This window comes from Acinetobacter sp. V89_4 (assembly GCF_029967875.1).
In the GTDB taxonomy this organism is placed as follows: domain Bacteria; phylum Pseudomonadota; class Gammaproteobacteria; order Pseudomonadales; family Moraxellaceae; genus Acinetobacter; species Acinetobacter oleivorans.
In genome coordinates this window covers 298,668-313,818 of sequence record NZ_JASCAI010000029.1, presented here as the reverse complement: position 1 = coordinate 313,818, position 15,151 = coordinate 298,668, and the positions used below count along the sequence as shown (strand labels likewise).

Genomic DNA, 15,151 nt, shown 5'->3' with positions numbered 1-15,151 from the left:
TCCCTTTTTTTATTCGTAATGCTATTTAAAAGAACCAAACATATCCTAGACTTGATTTCATCCAGTCTCGATGATTTTGTTGTTCATAATCCAAATTTAATCGAACAGTATTATTACTATTAATCACATATTGCCACTGAGTATTTACTCTCAAATTCCATTGGTTTTGATCTTCCCAATAAGGTAATTCAATTTGCACTACAGAGTTGAAGTGTTCAAACCACTGATTCATACAACCCAAAGTCGGGCCCATTCCCACACGCCATCCTTTATCTAGATTTGAACCGGCTTGTAGGTATGTTTGTAGTTGCCCATAGCAAACATGTTTGCGCTCATAGTCAGCAAAACTATATCCAACCTGAGCATTAAAATTCGCTACACCATGCTGTTTTTCTTCACTAAAAGCACCATCATGAATCGCTTCCTGACGCCAACCTAAATTAAATCCCCAACTCAGCGGTGTTTTAAAAGGTTGAATCGGGTTATAAGAATTTACTTCTAGCAGATCAAGACGTTCTAGCTTTAAATGGTCATCTCGCCACTGTGCATTACCATTTAAAAAGAGTAATTGTGTTCCCGCACGATATCCTCCTTGAGGATCTATTAAGTCATGATAGGCTTGGCGATGACCAAGTTCGATAAACTTTTCTCCTTGAACCTCGCCTGCTTTGACTGAAATATTACGTGCATTGTGACCTTGAGTTGGCTCTTTTGTTGGTCTTTTAGGTTCTTGACGCTGTTTGTCTAAATCAATCTGGCTTCTAAGGGCTAAAAGCTGGCGTAACTGTGGCTGAGCAACGCTTTCTTCTATTTTACGGCTCGTAAATTGAAGATATAAATCATCATAAGCCATCTCTAAAATTTTAGCCTGATCTTGCTCACTAAATGATTTTAAAATCTGAGAAGACTGCTGAGTGGGCATCATCGCAATTTGATGGGCCACTTTTGCTAATGAGGCACCATGCTGATGAGCTTGTGCTAATAGCTGAGTTTCCAAAGCTGGTCGATATACAGGAGCTTTGGTGAGCCCTTGCTGCTGCATCGATTTAATAGTTTCCATCGGGATGGAAGCATGAGTGAATTTCTCTTGCAGGTGAGACTCAGGTTTTACTAAATCAACCAACCCTAACAATCGATAGGCACAGTTATCACTCACAAAGTAATAAGGAAAGCTCACATGTTGCATTTCCCAAATATGGCTTACTAAAAACCGTGTTTCTTCAGGTGTCAAATTTAGCTCATATTCCCATAAATCACGGCTTTCAAAATCGCCGTACTCTTTTACTTTACGGTAATAAGGCATCAGTGAATATTCACCCGGATATTGCCCTGTTAAACCTTTCCATGCATATGACCAGTTGTCGTTACCGGCCACAGTTGCTGCATAATTTACAGCGTAGGAAACTAAATTTAATTGTTGCTGATCTTTCGGGTCTAAACGCAATAAAGTATGCCCAAACATGGAGCTCGGATTGCCCATAAAATCTGTCGCATAAATTAATGTCGCTTTATGAGGCTTAATCTGTCCAATCCAGTTTTCAAGTTCTGAGCACTTCACTTGAGGCAATTCACTTTCTTGGATGCCTACTTTTTGTATGAGCCATTGACTGCGTGCCGGAAATTTACAGCGAATCGACTGATTATCTTGAGCAGGCATAAATAATGCCGAGATGTCAGCTTTCAGTTCTTCTTTTAAATTATTTTTCCCATTTTCTGCCATGAAATAGCCAGAATAAGTGACATCACTTTTATGGTCTTTATTGGCATACATGAGCCTTTGCCATGTAATGTCTTGATCTAAGTTTTTCTGTTCTGCAATTGACCAATATTTTTGAATAGATGGATTTATATCTGCTGAATATGTAATATTCACTGCCAAAGAGGCAAAAACTAAAACAACTGACTTCATTAAGCTCATCAATTTTTATCATTAAATATAAGAAAAACCCTGCCAGACGACAGGGTTTTCAGTTTCAAACTTATACGTAAGCTTTTAAAACGTCGTCTTTAGCCATTACAGTTTGCAGTGATGCTAAAACTTGAAGAGTATTTTGGTTATTGGCAGAATAGATTTCACCAAAGTTTGCTTTTGAAACTTTAAAGAAACGGTCTTTGTCTTGAGGTTTGATTTGCATTAACTCAGCAAGTACGTTTAGGCTTTCACCTTGGCCTACAGCCATATCACGTGCTAAAGCTTCTGCATTTTCATTTGTGAATGTTACAACTTGCGCTGTTACTGTTCCGCCTTGACGGCAGCCTAAAGTACCGAAAGTGATCCCTAATAATTGGTTAGTAAAAATACCGTTTGTTGTTGCAGCAAGAATTTTAGGCGCTACTCCTTTTTTACCAGCCCATATTTGTGTACCTGCACCACAACCCACATCGTTGTCAGCCATTGCAACACTTGAACCAGCTGCTAATAACGCAGCTAAAGCTAATTTTTTTAACATAGATGTAAATCTCCAAAAATCATTATTGATTGTTTCTTATGTGTTGTATTGTTATGTGTAATTCTTATTACACGATATTAAAGATAACGAGAAGGCTGTGATTTAGCAATTAAAAAATAAACAATATGATAAAAAGTGCAAAAGAAAAATTATCTTAAATTCCAGTTACCTTGATTATCCCTGTTGCCTAGTATTTTAAGCACCAATACTAAACTTAAAAGTAATAATAAATACCATGACCCCAGTTTGCCCCAACCGACCATATGCCAAGCATCGACCTGACTTGGATAAAGCCAGATTTTATAAAATGTACTTATATTTTCAGCAATCCAGATCAGAAACGCGAGTGTAAACAAAACAGGTAACATCGGGATTTTAAATTTATGTTCATTTAACTGGAAATAAAGTTTTGTTTTCCAAAAAATAAAAATACTAATCGCGAATAAAATATAGCGAATGTCTGGAACAAAAAATTTACTCATAAAATTTATATATGAGAAAAATGCCAGTAACAGCATCGTTCCAAAACTTGGAAGTTTTTCAAAAGATACTTGAAACAGTCGTATTGAACGTGCAAAAAAACTACCTACAGCCGAATACATAAAACCTGCAAATAAAGGCACAGTTAAAATTTTAAATACGGCGGGCTGTGGATATTGCCACGATGCAATCGCAGGATGCGTTAGAAATATTTCCATAACCATTGCCATAACGTGGAATAAAGCGATGACCTTGGCTTCTTCCCATGACTCCAGTTTTAAATAGAGTAAGCATATCTGGATTAAAAGTGCATAGGTCAGTAAATAATCATAACGATAGAACCCCATGTATTCATGGCTTCCCATCGGCGCTGTTAAAGCAAAAGCAATTAACAATAAAATACCAAACAAGGCTGCCGAAACAGCCTTGCCGATAAATTGAAACGGTAAAGTTAGATATTGCACAAAAACTATCCTAGATATTTAGCACTATACTCATGCACTGTATCTACAAAGATTTTTGGTTGTGCAGGATCCACCCATTGAGTAATCCCATGGCCCAAGTTAGCAATGTAACCGGTCTTTTCGCCATTTGCGTAAGCATCGTCTATCATCAATTTCACTGCTTTCTCAATTGAAGCAGCTGAACCGTATAAAACAGCCGGATCAAGATTCCCTTGCAGAGCGATACGTCCAGCCACTGTAGTGCGAGCTGTATTTAATGGTGTCGTCCAATCTAAACCTAAAGCATCAGCACCTGTTGTGATCATTGGTTCTAACCATTGACCACCACCTTTCGTGAACACAATGATAGGAATACGTCGGCCATCTTTCTCACGTTGTAAACCTGCAATGATTTTATTCATGTAGTTTAAAGAGAATTCGACATATTCACGGTGTGCTAATGCCCCGCCCCAGCTATCAAAGATCTGGATGGCCTGAGCACCAGCATCAATTTGAGCATTTAAATAGTCAATGACTGAGTCTGCTAAATGATCAAGCAAAGCATGTAAAACTTCTGGTTGAGCGTACATCATCTGCTTGGTAAAACGGAATTCTTTACTTGAACCACCTTCAACCATATAAGTTGCTAGCGTCCAAGGGCTACCAGAGAAACCAATCAGTGGAACTTGACCACCTAAAGCAGAACGAATTGTACTTACCGCATTCATCACATAATCAAGATCTGATTTTGCATTTAACTTTGGTAAATTTGCGACATCTTGTTCAGTACGTACAGTCTTTTGAAACTTAGGGCCTTCGCCAGTTTCAAAATAAAGTCCTAAACCGAGTGCATCTGGAATAGTTAAAATATCTGAAAATAAAATTGCTGCATCTAAGTCGTAACGACGCAAAGGTTGTAAAGTCACTTCACAGGCAAAATCTGTATTTTTACATAAAGATAGGAAATCACCTGCTTGTGAACGTGTTTCGCGATATTCAGGCAAATAACGCCCTGCTTGACGCATCATCCACACCGGTGTGGTATCTACAGGTTCGCGTAACAAAGCACGGAGGAAACGATCATTTTTCAAAGTCGTCATTACCAATCTCTATCTTCTTTATGTGGCAGCATCATATCAAAAACAGAGACATTTTTATAATTTCAATTTCACACAAAAAACTCGTCAATCTACTAAAAAATGCATATTTACACAAAAGTCTACTGCAAGCCTTGGGGTTTTCTGCAATACTTGCAACATGTTACATTGGGGTCGTTGGATATTCTTTTAATCACTAAATTACCAATCTTGGGCTCATAGAAATGAGTTATTGGTAATTTTATGCACTTTGAGATTAGATCAATCCCCTATTGCTTATATGAAAATTCTTAAGGTTGAATTACATGTTTGTTCGCTCATTACTCGCTATGAGTTTAAGTTGTATTATTGCTAATGTTGCTTTTGCTGCTTCAACAACTGAGCAACCCCTGAACCCTAAAAAGGTATCAGCTCCTGTAGAAGATCCGATTGATCCTTTAGCAGTAGATGCAGCTTCAACTGTAAAAGCTCAAGCTTCGACACAAATTACCGCTCAAGAACAAAACGACTTAAATCGAGCGTCAACAACATTACAAAATTTACAGAAAACTGAAGATCCAAATGCTGAATCAGGCATCGCGGCGTCTACTCCAGCTGTTGCTAAAAGCACTGCTGCGTCTACGGCTCCTGCGACAACCGCTGCATCATGGACTTTAGATAGCTTAAACTCGGCAGAATGGTCTGAAAATATTGGTAAAGGCCAACTTCCAGTTTATGCGCGTGCACATGTAATGCTCAATAATGCACATGCTTCGCCAGGTGCAATTGACGGCATGAGCGGTAAAAATACATTAAAAGCAATTTCTTCATTCCAACAAATGAATGGTTTATCACCTACTGGTGACCTGACCAAAGAAACTTGGGATGCATTGGTTGCTAAACAAACCAAGCCAGCATTTATTGAATACACGATTTCTGATGCTGACTTAAAAGGCCCATATGCTGAGTCGATTCCTTCTGACTACGCATTACAAGCTAAAATGAAAGGTTTGTACTACACACGTGTAACCGAAATGTTGGGTGAGAAGTTTCATATTGATGAAGCTTTCTTAAAGAAAATTAACCCAACTGCGACATTCAAAAAAGCGGGTGAAAAAATCATTGTTCCAAACGTACGCAATGATTTACCAGAAGATATTCATTTGATTATTGCCCATAAAGGTGCAAAACAATTGTATCTCTTCAATAGCCGGAACCAAATGATTGCCTCATTTCCTGCAACAATTGGCAGTACTGATACGCCTTCTCCGGCCGGTACTTACAAGGTAGTTGGTGTGGCTCGTAACCCTTGGTATAGCTATTCACCTTCGAACTTCGTACAAGGTAAAAACTTAAAACCACTTTCTTTACCACCTGGCCCGAATGCTCCAGTAGGTAATATCTGGATTGGTTTAAGTAAAAAATCTTTCGGTATTCACGGAACACCAAACCCATCTTTAATTTCTAAAACAGCATCACACGGTTGTATCCGTTTAACAAACTGGGATGCAAACGATTTAGGAAATAAAGTACGGTCTGGCGTAACTGTTAAATTCCTTGAGTAATCCATATATTCTTTAAAAAACCTGCCTTCATGGCAGGTTTTTTTATTCTTAAAAAAGTGATCAATAAAAAACTTTACAACCATATCAATTATGCAACGACATGTTGCAGTTAGCCTATTTTTCTAGTCTCCATAGAACATTAATATATTTCTCAAGAGATAAATAAAAAATTTGGGAGATTAAATCATGAATACTTATCTACATCGTGGTGAAGATCGAGGACATATAAAAGCGGGTTGGTTAGAGTCTTATCACAGCTTTTCATTTGGTAGCTGGTACGATCCTAAATATATGGGTGTTAGTGCATTACGTGTGATTAATGATGACCGAATTGATGCACATAATGGTTTCGGTACGCACTCGCATGACAACATGGAAATCTTAACCTGTGTGCTAGATGGTGCTATTTCACACCGCGACACCATGGGAAATGAAGGCCAGATTAAAGCAGGTGAATGGCAGCTCATGAGCGCTGGCACAGGTGTGGCGCATAGTGAAATCAACAACACTGATACGCCTGTACATTTATTACAGATCTGGATTATTCCAGACGTAAAAGAAGCTGAGCCAAATTACCAGCAAATTAGTCTTGACCCACGCAATGATCCAAACAAATGGCATTTAATCGCAGGACCTGATGCAAATGCACCGATGCATATTCGCCAAAATACAGAGATAAAGTCAGCTGTATTGGAAAAAGGATATGACTTAAATGTTGAGCCAGTTAAAAAAGTGAACTATGTTCACGTGATTTCAGGCGTAATCCGTATTGGTGATCAAGAAGTCAAAGCAGGCGATGCTTTCGTGTTTGAAGGTAAAGCAACAATTCAGGCAACTGAAGATAGTCAATTTATCTGGTTCGATTTACCTTAAATCATTAAAAGCCCTTTGCATAAAAGGGCTTTTTTTAATCTCCACCGCCGCCGCTATCACAGCTACCTGAATCTGAAGATGATGAACAATCATTTGAATAGCTTGAGCTATGATGACTAGAACTATTATCGTGAAAATGATGTGTTGAAGAAGATGAATGATCGTGTTCGCCAGATGACGAATTGTTTTTTAGATTTTTGAGTAGAGCAATTAAGCAGATCAGTCCAATACTAGAAAAAATTGCAATAAATATAATTATAAATAACTTCAAATAACGACCTCCTACTAAAGCAACATAGATGTGTGTTGTGTTCCTATTTCATTATTTAAATGAGTCATGCTGAAGAAACAAGTTGTTTTTTGATAAATAAGATACAACTTATAAAAACAGAAAAATTGGCAGAATAACCTTTTAAAAAGCACAAAGGTTACGCAATACCAATTTCAAAAACATTATGTTCAATCTTATAAACTATAGAAAATCTTTTAATTTTCCTTTACATACAAATAAGCACTTGCTCTTGATATACCTAAATGTTGCGCAACTGTCTCGACAGCCTTTTTAATATCTAACAAACCATTATTCTTTAACTCATGTATTAATTTTTTTCTCTCATTGAGTTTTAGCATACGCGGTGTAGTGGCATGTTTTGAGGCAAATTGATCGATATATTTCCGGATTGCTTCAGTGCCACTCGGCTCCAAATTTTCAACAATGTTATCAGTTTCAATTTTAGTGAAATGCTCTAAAGCACTTTGCATCCCTCTAAATAGGGTTAAATCAATATTCATGCATAAAGCAGCCACATACTGGCCCTCTTCATCTTTAATTCCAATAGACGTGCTTTTTGCGGGACGGCCATCTGCAAACTGATTTGCATAGTTTGAAATAAGGTTTGGAAATTCTGGAGACATGATTCTAGCCAATCCTAATTCAGTTGCTGGATCTCCAACTTTTCGACCAGATAAATTATTGTGTATTGAAAGTATGGCATGTTCAGGATTTGTTAAGTCATGGACCACAACTTCGCAAAAAGGAGATAGCGTTTCACTTAATCCCTTTGCAATTGTATCTAGCTGAGTGAGTAAATGTTTATCACGATTGCCCAATGTATTTCCTCCAAATGACTTACTTACTATTTCAAACCCTAGCGTAAAGCATGCAATAGTAATTTAGACTTTTTATCTAATTTTAAACTTAATGTAAATCAAAATCTTATATCTCATTGTTATCACATTAGAAAATAAAATTAGACATTTTATCTAAATATATATATTTTATCTAAACAAGGTCCATATATTGTGCGTTGCTTGAGCAATAGTAAATCTTGCATCCAAAAACATTGAATTAGGTTTAATTATGAAAAATTTAACCCTTCCCACTTATGAAGATGTCTCAGCCGCTGCTGAACGTATAAAAGGTTTTGCAAATAAGACTCCTGTTTTAACCTCACGTACTGTGAACAATGAGTTTGAAGCAGAAGTATTTTTTAAATGTGAGAATTTTCAGCGTGTTGGTGCTTTCAAATTTCGTGGTGCAATGAATGCGCTTTTGCAATTCAATGATGCTCAAAAAAAAGCGGGCGTGGTTGCTTTCTCTTCGGGAAACCATGCACAAGCGATTGCACTGTCAGCAAAAACTCTTGGTATTCCAGCCATAATCGTTATGCCCCAAGATGCTCCTGCTGCAAAAATGGCAGCAACACGAGAATACGGCGCCGATATTGTTGAATTTGATCGCTATACAGAAGATCGGGAAAAAATTGGAAAAGAGATCGCCGAAAAAAATGGCCTGACACTCATTCCATCTTATGACCATCCTCATGTAATTGCAGGTCAAGGAACGGCTGCAAAAGAGTTATTTGAAGAAGTGGGTGACTTAGATTATCTGTTTGTATGTTTAGGTGGTGGTGGTTTATTGGCAGGTTCTGCCCTGTCTGCTCGCCATTTCTCTCCCAACTGTAAAATATATGGTGTTGAACCTGCTCTAGGAAATGATGGACAAATGTCTTTAAGAAAAGGAGAAATTGTCCATATTGATACGCCACAAACCATTGCTGATGGTGCTCAAACTCAATATTTAGGCAAATTAACATTCCCTATTATTCAAAAGAATGTAGATGACATTTTGACAGTAGAAGATGAAGACCTGATTAGCTGTATGAAGTTCTTCGCTGAAAGAATGAAGATGGTGGTTGAACCGACCGGATGTCTCGGATTTGCTGCTGCGCGTAATTTAAAGCACGAGTTAAAAGGTAAACGTATAGGCATCATTATTAGTGGCGGAAACGTCGATATTTCTAAATATGTAGAGTTTTTATCTGCTTAATAAAAGCCAATGTCTATCTATGAGTTCAGTTAATACATCATAGATAGGCATTCCATACTACTCGCCTCTCGACCTGTTCGTGTCTTAATTTAAATAAACTTTTGGAGATGGTGATGAGATTTATTTCTGAGTCTGAATCTTCTGCTCTCATCAATCATGAACTGGCTTATGACGCGATTTACCAAGCTTTAATTGCTGTAACTCAACCAGAAACTAAAAGTTTTTCTGTGGTTCATGGTCAAGGGTCCGATAGCAAAAATACCTTTAGTATTAAGTCATCGGCGACTCAGCACTTGGCTGGTCTTAAAGTTGGTTCTTTTTGGGATGACAACCCTAAACATGGTTTGCCTCGACATAACGCACTCATTTTATTATTTAATCAAGCCAATGGAAAAATGGCAGCAGCCATTGAAGCAGGCAAAGTTAATGCATTTCGAACAGCTGCGTCTAATGCAGTTGCGACCAATATCTTGGCAAGAAAAGATTCAAAAGTATTGGCTATATTGGGTACAGGAAATCAGGCCAAATATGAATGTGAGGCGCTAGCGAGAATTAGAAATTTTGAACAGATTTTGATAGTAGGACGCGACTTAAATAAAGCTGAAAAAATGGCAGATGCCCTCAAGCCCTTAGGTATTCAGCTTAAAATTACGGGTGCAAAAGAAGCTTGTGAACAGGCTGATGTTATTGTGACTGCAACCTCTTCGCACACTCCTCTTTTTAAAGCAGAATGGGTCAAAGCTGGTACTCATATTTCATCGATGGGTTCCGATAAAAAAGGCAAACAAGAACTTCCGCCAGAGTTATTTGCACATAGTGGTTTATTTTGTGATCTTGATGTACAGTCTAAACTTATTGGTGAATTTCAACATGCTCCTGAGTCTACAACTTTAACAAATATAGGTGATGTGCTCTTAGCAAATGCCCAAGGTAGGCAGTCTCAGAAACAAATCACAATTTATGACAGTTCAGGGCTATCGATCCAAGATTTATATATCGCCCAGAAAATTTTAGAAATTTCTTAATCTTTACTTTTAACTGCATCATTCAGGCTGATGCAGTTAAATTAAAACATCTTTCTTTTGATAACGCTTTGCGAATTCTTTCTTAAAATCAGAATTAATCTTGAGTAAAAACTTTGGCAAAAGACGCTATATATTGCTCAGCCTTCGCCTCATAATTTTGAAAACCCGCATCAAAAACCCATCTTTCAATTTCAGATTTTTTGACTAAATTTTGCAAATAAAGCTGATGATATCGGTCTAATTCTTCTTTTAAACTTCTTAGCATGAGTTCATTTAAACTAGTGGGAGGATTCAGACCTGTATCTAAAAGACTCGGTGCAAATGCCACACTTTTGAGTTCCAATTGATGCGCTGTTCTTACAACAGTTTTTATCGCAGTCTCGATTCGCTCTATCGTGAAATCTTCTGGCGCTCCCATGCCTATAAGCAAAACTTTAGAAGCTTGTATGGTTGAGGGAGTTTGATTTATTAAAAGAGAGTCATTGAGTTTCGCACTAAACCAGTTATTTTTCCGTATTTCATATAGTCTTCCGTTTAGAGCTTCATCTAAATGTGCCAAACCACCAGAAAAAGAACGGTTATCCATTTCATGTTCAAAAATACAAGCACAGGAAAGCTCAACCTCAGCCGAGGTACAGTCCCAAGTCACGAGTTCAATGTTTAAATTTTGGTAACGCCCAATTTTAGTTTGCTTTATATCTGTGCTCATATTTTTACTCTTCTCGTTTTACCATGCATATTTAAGCTCAAGGCCTAAATAGTTTGCGTCTTTACCACCTGCTTTCTTAATGGTATCTCCGACTTCAAAGTGCACTCCTTCGGCAGCAACAGACAAATTAGCATTTATTTTTTGATCTGCTCTCAGTTGAATATATGCCCCTGTCCAGCTTGAACCTTGGCCTGCTGTGTTTACCATGCTGTTATTACCTTGGAAATAAACTGCATCATTGGTGGTTTCACGCCATTGAAAACCTAATGCACTTAACAGAGTAAGTTTATCGGAAGGCTTAAGTGTCAGAGATGGTTTTATGTGAATAATATTGCTGTAGCCACTGTAACCCGCCAAAGTAAAGTATGAGCCGTTTGCAAAGAGCTGGTTAAAAGTATTGAGTTCATTATCGTTGGCGTTTTTATCACCTGTAGCAATATCAAACTGGACGCCTAAACGCGGCGACCAAGCTTGGTCAGCAAACGTGTATCCTGTAATACTACTGAGTCCCCATGCTTGAATAGTTTGTCCACCAATCTTTCCATGTTGCAACATGCCTTCAACATCCCAATCGATATTATTCTTTTTACCCATATGGCGAAGGTCATATAAGTCGCGAATTTCATTGCCCTTAACACTCGTAAAAGATGCGTTATCCCGTTCATAACGTGAGTAATAACCAGATAACTCACCTCCCCACACATTTTGTTTATCTACGCGAAAGCCGCTAAAACTTAAATTACGCTTCGAGTGGTCGTTAAAAGTTGAATCTTTTTCAATTTGAACAGGTCTGGTGAGATAGCCTAAAACTCTCCAATCACCATATTCATAATTCGACCAAATTCCATCGAAGGCTTGCCTAACATTTGGCCCCTCACGATTTGAAATAAAGCGCTGTAAGTCAAAAGCCATCTCTTGACGGCCCACTCTAAATTTAAAAGTTCCATTGTTTAAAGGACTCACCCAAGCAATAAAAGCTTGCTCTACATCGAGTCTATTCTGATCGGTACTGCTAATATTCTTTTTATCAAACGCTCGTGCATCACTGAGCTGAGTAAATAATTGTAAATGATCGCCAATACGTGCATCTGCATGAACTTGTAATCTTTGAATTAAATAACGATCGGCTTGATTATTTCCGCTACCAAATCTCGTATTATTATTGACTTCAAAACGCTCGCGAATATTCGCACCCAATGACAAATAATTATTATCGCCAAAGGGTATATATTTGAAATTATCCCCTATTTTCTTTGGTACACATGAGTTTTTTAAAACATCCCAATTTTCTTGCCAACGATTGGTTGAGATTTTTGGGCGAGCTGGACATGCATTTGTATTTGAAACTTCATTTTCTGCATGCGCAAATTCATAAAGAAATAAACTCCCCGTAAGCAAGACGCTCATTTTTATAATTTTAAGGTATGTTTCTGAGCACTTAATTCGATATTTTCTATCATTAGAAATAGGCTGAGCCATATGGTTATCCACGGTAATAAACAGGTCATTGCAGAGACTTAGTCTTTTGCACTCACACCGCCCTTAGGCGATATGAGCGTTGATTTCTAACAATCATTAAGACAATAAATTACTTTGTAGCGGCATGAATTTCGGCAATATAACCACCTGGAAACTGCACCATTGCGGCTTCACGACCATCCGATTTATAGGTATTTACCAATACAGATACACCCGCTTTTGTGGCTTTATCTAAAGTCTCCGATAAATTTTTGACTTCATAACCTGTCATATCGTGCCCATATGGATATGGAAGATGACCATCGGTAACCAACACAGTCATTTTGCCGAAATCAGATTCAACGCGAATACGTCTATACGTTTCATTTGGACGTCCAATCTCTACACCAGCCGCTTTCGGATTGTCTGAAACCACTTTGCCGTGCGAGAAATTAACGAACTTTTTAACAAAAGAATCGGCACTTTGTTTTGAAACATAAATACGATTTTCTGGAACGGTTTCTAGTTTGTTATAGCTCGGTTTAGTCGTGTGCCAATAAAGCTGCATATTTACGCCACCTGGCCATTGGATGACTGCATCACGCCCGATTGGGTCAGGAAATGCATCAACAATCACATCTGCGCCATTTGCTTTGGCAGACTGGACGGCTGTATCCATATCTTTGACTAAATAGCCCGTTCTTTCTAAACCAAACGGATATGGAATTGGAGTTTTAAAACCAAATACAGACAGTGTTCCTACTGGAGTCAATACAAGCTGGGAAATGGTTTGGCTTGGTGTTGGCGTCACCTGAAAAACGCCCTGTTTAGATTTGGTCCCGCCAAAAGTCGCGACTAAGCTGTCGGTAAATTTATCGAAGTCTTCGGGGTTAACATACACATGCGTTGTATCGTATTGAGGAGCTACACCGGGCGCTTCACTTTTTACACTGGTTGTTGTTTTAGCAAAAACTTGAGGAACAATGGTAACATTTGTGCCCACTAGCATTGTGCTTAAAAGCAAGGCTGATAATGATTTACGCATAAAAGACTCCGTAAGAATTAAGTGCTACAACTTATTGTGACTTTGTTTGTTGATTAGAAAGAATGGTGACCATCACTAGAGCAGCAATGAGACCGAGATGTTCAAAGAAACTATTAAACGTGCTAAAAAATACTGGACCTGTGTGATTCCAAAAATCGTTTGCAACCAGCATTGCTATTGCGGTTAGACAACCTAAAGCCCCCGCTCCTAACCAGACAAAACGATTAAAAATCACCAAGAGCGAACCCACAATTTCAATAAAAATCGCTGTAGCTGCCCAGAGCCAAGCAGGTTGTAAACCAAAACTTGCCTGCTCCTCAATAGCCGCATGAAATCCGATTAATTTATTCATTCCACCGATTAAATAGGCTGAAACTAATGCAAGTCGAAGAAGTGGGAGCAATCCATGAATTGATAAGATCTTTTTTACCCACACAGGATTATTATTAATTAAGTCACTCATCTATTTACCTCATTGGTATTTCGATTTTTTAACAACCCTATAAAGTTATAAAAATATTAATATTTGCAAGAACCATGATTTTAATTTAGATATTTAAAATGATTATTTATATGATCCACCAAAAAATTAATTAGCAGAGTATATAAAATCAAAAATAAGCGTAAACTACTAGACACCTATTTAAATACAAACTGTATCCTTAAAAGATACAATGATTGATAAGTAAAAATTCATAATATAGTTTAGCTACACGCCAATTTAGCCTTTCAAAATTTAATGGATAAACTAGACTGTATTCATACTTTTATTAGTGTTGTAGAAAGTGGAAATTTTAGTAATGCCTCCAGAAACTTAGGTATTACTCGAGATCAAGTTTCTAAAAGAATTTTTTATTTAGAAAGTTTATTCAGTACATCCTTGTTTACACGTAATACCAGAAAGATGGACCTCACCCGCTCAGGGGAAAAGTTCTATCAACGTTGTAAAGTCATTATTAAAGAATTAGATTTAGCTGCCAATGACTTCATCTATGATCAAAAGTATCCTGAAGGTATATTAAAAATCAACGTTCCAGATGCTTTTATTCAGACATGCTTTTCAGAGATTATTTCCAATTTTCTAAACCAATATCCTAATATCGAAATTGATCTTTTATTTTCAGAAAACTCAGTTGACATCAATAAAAATAAATTTGATATTATTTTAAAAATTGATGATGAAATTAAAGAGCAAGATATCTTTTTACTAGACACTTATAAAAGAAACTTCTATGCAACAACGACATTTTTAAATAAATACGGAAAACCTAAAAGCATAGAAGAATTAAGAAAATGTAATATATCGCTATATTCAAAATCAGATTTAAAAAATAATTTTATTGATTCAAACCCTCAACTCATTTGCAATAATATAGAAATTCTTTTAGATTTTTGCCAAAAGAATCACAGTATTTTATTTATTCCCGATTTTTTAGCAAAAAGATATGAAGATGCAGGCGTTATTATTAATTGCTCAGAAGACATCTTTTCATCAACCGTTCATTTTTATGCAACTACACCCTATGGATCAAAAATTCCAAAAAAGGTTCAGCTCTTTTTAGACTCGCTAAAGCAACATTTTCAGCCTAACACTGAGGCTCTTTAATTTAGTTTTTTAATCACATACAGCTATGCATTTTTTATTAGCTACAAATTACCCCCCATCACATCCTCCTCAACCAGAAGGTGAACATGCAT

Annotated in this window: 15 protein-coding genes; 5 read left to right on the top strand and 10 right to left on the bottom strand. The window is 37.3% G+C overall.

Annotated elements, in window-relative coordinates; translation table 11 throughout:
- Positions 1–25: 25 nt before the first annotated feature.
- The 4 genes from QLG01_RS17345 to hemE form a co-directional block, all read right to left on the bottom strand.
- Positions 26–1,918 (bottom strand): DUF4105 domain-containing protein, encoded by a 1,893-nt coding sequence (locus QLG01_RS17345; RefSeq protein WP_282497018.1) that lies wholly within the window; start codon positions 1,916–1,918, stop codon positions 26–28.
- A 61-nt stretch (positions 1,919–1,979) separates the two neighbouring features.
- Positions 1,980–2,450: a DUF3015 family protein gene (locus tag QLG01_RS17340; protein WP_005307224.1), complete on the bottom strand. Its 471-nt coding sequence runs from the start codon at positions 2,448–2,450 to the stop codon at positions 1,980–1,982.
- Positions 2,451–2,599: 149 nt separating this feature from the next.
- Entirely contained in the window at positions 2,600–3,394 is a 795-nt protein-coding gene (locus QLG01_RS17335; RefSeq protein ID WP_282497017.1) for a DUF817 domain-containing protein, read from the bottom strand.
- A gap of 5 nt (positions 3,395–3,399) precedes the next feature.
- Positions 3,400–4,473 carry a uroporphyrinogen decarboxylase gene (gene hemE, locus QLG01_RS17330; protein WP_282497016.1) on the bottom strand — a complete coding sequence of 358 codons (1,074 nt, stop codon included), beginning with the start codon at positions 4,471–4,473 and terminating at the stop codon, positions 3,400–3,402.
- A gap of 302 nt (positions 4,474–4,775) precedes the next feature.
- Between hemE and QLG01_RS17325 the strand changes: the two genes are divergently transcribed.
- On the top strand, positions 4,776–6,014 hold the full coding sequence (locus tag QLG01_RS17325; protein ID WP_151743314.1) for a L,D-transpeptidase: 1,239 nt from the start codon (positions 4,776–4,778) through the stop codon (positions 6,012–6,014).
- Positions 6,015–6,200: 186 nt separating this feature from the next.
- Positions 6,201–6,887, top strand: a complete 687-nt coding sequence (locus QLG01_RS17320; protein ID WP_282497015.1) for a pirin-like bicupin family protein — start codon at positions 6,201–6,203, stop codon at positions 6,885–6,887.
- A 34-nt stretch (positions 6,888–6,921) separates the two neighbouring features.
- Here the strand turns inward: QLG01_RS17320 and QLG01_RS17315 are convergent, their stop codons facing one another.
- A complete protein-coding gene (locus tag QLG01_RS17315) occupies positions 6,922–7,158 on the bottom strand; it encodes a hypothetical protein (protein WP_081402197.1) in 237 nt (78 codons plus the stop codon).
- Positions 7,159–7,373: 215 nt separating this feature from the next.
- Complete coding sequence (locus QLG01_RS17310) at positions 7,374–7,997, bottom strand: PAS domain-containing protein (protein ID WP_013197177.1); 624 nt, start codon at positions 7,995–7,997, stop codon at positions 7,374–7,376.
- 250 nt (positions 7,998–8,247) lie between these two features.
- Here QLG01_RS17310 and QLG01_RS17305 point away from each other — a divergent pair, with 250 nt between their 5' ends.
- Positions 8,248–9,216 (top strand): threo-3-hydroxy-L-aspartate ammonia-lyase, encoded by a 969-nt coding sequence (locus tag QLG01_RS17305; RefSeq protein WP_282497014.1) that lies wholly within the window; start codon positions 8,248–8,250, stop codon positions 9,214–9,216.
- 113 nt (positions 9,217–9,329) lie between these two features.
- Positions 9,330–10,241 carry an ornithine cyclodeaminase family protein gene (locus QLG01_RS17300; protein ID WP_282497013.1) on the top strand — a complete coding sequence of 304 codons (912 nt, stop codon included), beginning with the start codon at positions 9,330–9,332 and terminating at the stop codon, positions 10,239–10,241.
- A gap of 94 nt (positions 10,242–10,335) precedes the next feature.
- Here the strand turns inward: QLG01_RS17300 and QLG01_RS17295 are convergent, their stop codons facing one another.
- The 4 genes from QLG01_RS17295 to QLG01_RS17280 form a co-directional block, all read right to left on the bottom strand.
- Positions 10,336–10,950, bottom strand: a complete 615-nt coding sequence (locus QLG01_RS17295) for a M17 family peptidase N-terminal domain-containing protein (RefSeq protein ID WP_282497012.1) — start codon at positions 10,948–10,950, stop codon at positions 10,336–10,338.
- A gap of 18 nt (positions 10,951–10,968) precedes the next feature.
- On the bottom strand, positions 10,969–12,429 hold the full coding sequence (locus tag QLG01_RS17290; RefSeq protein ID WP_348994508.1) for an alginate export family protein: 1,461 nt from the start codon (positions 12,427–12,429) through the stop codon (positions 10,969–10,971).
- Positions 12,430–12,538: 109 nt separating this feature from the next.
- Positions 12,539–13,453 carry a glyoxalase gene (locus QLG01_RS17285; protein ID WP_282497010.1) on the bottom strand — a complete coding sequence of 305 codons (915 nt, stop codon included), beginning with the start codon at positions 13,451–13,453 and terminating at the stop codon, positions 12,539–12,541.
- A gap of 31 nt (positions 13,454–13,484) precedes the next feature.
- Complete coding sequence (locus tag QLG01_RS17280) at positions 13,485–13,916, bottom strand: DoxX family protein (RefSeq protein ID WP_282497009.1); 432 nt, start codon at positions 13,914–13,916, stop codon at positions 13,485–13,487.
- A gap of 276 nt (positions 13,917–14,192) precedes the next feature.
- Between QLG01_RS17280 and QLG01_RS17275 the strand changes: the two genes are divergently transcribed.
- Positions 14,193–15,059, top strand: a complete 867-nt coding sequence (locus QLG01_RS17275) for a LysR family transcriptional regulator (RefSeq protein WP_282497008.1) — start codon at positions 14,193–14,195, stop codon at positions 15,057–15,059.
- The last annotated feature ends 92 nt before the right edge of the window (positions 15,060–15,151 follow it).

Excerpts from the sequence above, each read along its gene's own strand:
- QLG01_RS17345 (WP_282497018.1), bottom strand. The coding sequence starts at position 1,918 with ATGAGCTTAATGAAGTCAGTTGTTTTAGTTTTTGCCTCTTTGGCAGTG.
- QLG01_RS17340 (WP_005307224.1), bottom strand. The coding sequence starts at position 2,450 with ATGTTAAAAAAATTAGCTTTAGCTGCGTTATTAGCAGCTGGTTCAAGT.
- hemE (WP_282497016.1), bottom strand. The coding sequence starts at position 4,473 with ATGACGACTTTGAAAAATGATCGTTTCCTCCGTGCTTTGTTACGCGAA.
- QLG01_RS17325 (WP_151743314.1), top strand. The coding sequence starts at position 4,776 with ATGTTTGTTCGCTCATTACTCGCTATGAGTTTAAGTTGTATTATTGCT.
- QLG01_RS17320 (WP_282497015.1), top strand. The coding sequence starts at position 6,201 with ATGAATACTTATCTACATCGTGGTGAAGATCGAGGACATATAAAAGCG.
- QLG01_RS17305 (WP_282497014.1), top strand. The coding sequence starts at position 8,248 with ATGAAAAATTTAACCCTTCCCACTTATGAAGATGTCTCAGCCGCTGCT.
- QLG01_RS17300 (WP_282497013.1), top strand. The coding sequence starts at position 9,330 with ATGAGATTTATTTCTGAGTCTGAATCTTCTGCTCTCATCAATCATGAA.
- QLG01_RS17295 (WP_282497012.1), bottom strand. The coding sequence starts at position 10,950 with ATGAGCACAGATATAAAGCAAACTAAAATTGGGCGTTACCAAAATTTA.
- QLG01_RS17290 (WP_348994508.1), bottom strand. The coding sequence starts at position 12,429 with ATGGCTCAGCCTATTTCTAATGATAGAAAATATCGAATTAAGTGCTCA.
- QLG01_RS17285 (WP_282497010.1), bottom strand. The coding sequence starts at position 13,453 with ATGCGTAAATCATTATCAGCCTTGCTTTTAAGCACAATGCTAGTGGGC.
- QLG01_RS17280 (WP_282497009.1), bottom strand. The coding sequence starts at position 13,916 with ATGAGTGACTTAATTAATAATAATCCTGTGTGGGTAAAAAAGATCTTA.
- QLG01_RS17275 (WP_282497008.1), top strand. The coding sequence starts at position 14,193 with ATGGATAAACTAGACTGTATTCATACTTTTATTAGTGTTGTAGAAAGT.